A 2,759-nucleotide genomic window follows, 5' to 3' on the forward strand; every position below is an offset into this window, starting at 1 on the left:
ACCCACAACCGGAGCGGTCGCAGCCCTACATGCCTGAGTATTGACTAGCGCGAGCAAAAGAACAGCCTCGGGGGTCACGCCATTCAAAAAAACAAAAGGCGCGGTCAGACCGCGCCTTTTGGCAAACGCATCACTCGCCCTGGCGGGCCGGTGCGTCCAGTTCGAAAGCCGTGTGCAGAGCGCGCACAGCCAGTTCCAGGTACTTCTCTTCGATCACTACGGAGACTTTGATTTCCGAAGTCGAGATCATCTGGATGTTGATGCTTTCCTTGGCCAGGGATTCGAACATGCGGCTGGCCACGCCTGCGTGAGAACGCATGCCAACGCCGACGATCGACACCTTGGCGATCTTGGTGTCGCCCACGACTTCACGGGCACCCAGCTCGCCAGCGGTCTTTTCCAGCACGGCTTGCGCTGCCTGGTAGTCGTTGCGGTGCACGGTGAAGGTGAAGTCGGTGGTGTTATCGTGCGCGACGTTCTGCACGATCATGTCGACTTCGATGTTCGCGGCACTGATCGGGCCGAGAATCTTGAAGGCAACGCCCGGGATGTCTGGCACGCCACGGATGGTCAGCTTGGCTTCATCGCGGTTGAAAGCGATACCGGAAATGATCGGCTGTTCCATGGTTTCCTCTTCATCAATAGTAATGAGGGTGCCCGGACCCTCCTTGAAGCTGTGCAGTACGCGCAGCGGAACGTTGTACTTGCCGGCGAACTCGACCGCGCGGATCTGCAACACCTTGGAACCGAGGCTGGCCATTTCCAGCATCTCTTCGAAGGTGATCTTGTCCAGGCGCTGAGCCACGGACACCACACGCGGGTCGGTGGTGTAGACGCCGTCGACGTCGGTGTAGATCTGGCATTCGTCAGCCTTCAGGGCTGCCGCCAACGCCACGCCGGTGGTGTCGGAACCGCCACGACCGAGGGTGGTGATGTTGCCGTGCTCGTCGACGCCCTGGAAACCGGCGACAACCACCACACGACCTGCCTTCAGGTCACCGCGAATCTTCTGGTCATCAATCTGCAGGATACGCGCTTTATTGTGCGCGCTATCCGTCAGGATCCGCACCTGGTTGCCGGTGTACGACACCGCCGGCACGCCACGCTTGATCAGCGCCATGGCCAACAGGGCAATCGTCACCTGCTCACCGGTGGAGACGATCACGTCCAGCTCGCGCGGAACCGGTTGGCCGTCGCCACTGATTTGCTTGGCCAGATCGATCAGACGGTTGGTTTCGCCGCTCATTGCAGACAGCACAACCACCAGGTCATCGCCGGCATCGCGGAATTTCTTAACCTTGTCGGCGACCTGCTCGATTCTCTCGACGGTGCCGACCGAGGTGCCTCCAAATTTCTGTACGATCAAAGCCATTTCAAAGCCGCCTCTGCCCATGAAGGGCGCCCAAATAATCACTCAAACAGCGTTGCGGCCCACCACTAGACTACGGGCCGCAAGCACTGCCTTATAGACCCTGCTCTACAAACGGAACGGTCAGGGCCAGTGCCGCATCCAGTGCGCCAGCGTCGGTACCGCCGCCTTGCGCCATGTCTGGACGACCACCGCCCTTCCCGCCCACTGCCGCAGCGGCTTGCTTCATCAAATCACCGGCTTTGAGTTGGCCAGTCRGGTCTTTGGTTACGCCTGCAACCAGAACGACCTTTTCCTCATGGACACTGCCGAGCAGGATCACTGCGCGGCCGAGTTTGTTTTTCAGTTGATCGACCAGCGCCAGCAGCGCCTTGCCATCCTGACCGTCCAGACGCACGGCCAGCACTTTCACGTCCTTGACGTCCAGCGCCTGGGCCGACAGATCGTCGCCCGCGGCACTGGCAGCCTTGGCCTGCAACTGCTCGAGTTGCTTCTCCAGCAGACGGTTGCGCTCCAGCACAGCCGACAGCTTGTCGATCAGGTTGTCGCGGCTGCCCTTGACCAGGCTGGCCGCTTCCTTGAGTTGTTCTTCCGCCGCGTTCAAGTAGGCCAGCGCTTGCGCACCGGTGACGGCTTCGATACGACGCACACCCGATGCCACACCGCCTTCGCTGATGATTTTCAGCAGGCCGATGTCGCCGGTACGGTTGGCGTGGATACCGCCGCACAGCTCGACGGAAAAATCGCCCATGCTCAGCACGCGCACACTGTCGCCGTACTTCTCGCCGAACAGCGCCATGGCGCCTTTTTGCTTGGCGGTTTCGATGTCGGTTTCTTCGGTTTCAACGGCAGAGTTCTTGCGAATCTCGGCATTGACGATGTCTTCCAGCGCCTTCAACTGTTCAGGCTTGATGGCTTCGAAGTGGCTGAAGTCAAAACGCAGGCGCTGACTGTCGACCAACGAGCCTTTCTGTTGAACGTGATCGCCCAGCACCTGGCGCAATGCAGCGTGCAGCAGGTGAGTCGCCGAGTGGTTCAACGACGTGGCGTGACGCACCTCGGCGTCAACGTGGGTCTCGACCGGCGCACCGACGATCAGGCTACCCGAATCCAGGATACCGTGGTGCAGGAACGCACCGCCGGTCTTGGTGGTGTCACGCACGTCGAAACGCGCACTGCCCGCCTGCAGGTAACCGCAATCACCGATCTGGCCACCGGACTCAGCATAGAACGGCGTCTTGTCGAGAACGATCACGCCCTCATCGCCTTCGCTCAATACGTCGACTGGCTGGCCATCTTTATACAGCGCAACGATTTTGGCGGAACCGCTGTGAGCGATGTAACCGGTGAACTCGGTGGCCACGTCCACCTTGACCAGGCTGTTGTAGTC

Annotated in this window: 2 protein-coding genes; both read right to left on the reverse strand. The window is 60.2% G+C overall.

The window, feature by feature from the left end; genetic code table 11:
* Positions 1 to 130 precede the first annotated feature (130 nt).
* On the reverse strand, positions 131 to 1,372 hold the full coding sequence (locus ACXRVY_RS23025; RefSeq protein WP_007971040.1) for an aspartate kinase: 1,242 nt from the start codon (positions 1,370 to 1,372) through the stop codon (positions 131 to 133).
* A gap of 91 nt (positions 1,373 to 1,463) precedes the next feature.
* Positions 1,464 to 2,759, reverse strand: a 1,296-nt coding sequence (locus ACXRVY_RS23030; RefSeq protein ID WP_458238329.1) for an alanine--tRNA ligase-related protein, incomplete at its 5' end; no start/stop codon positions are given.

The organism is Pseudomonas sp. P5_A2_2, assembly GCF_054177685.1.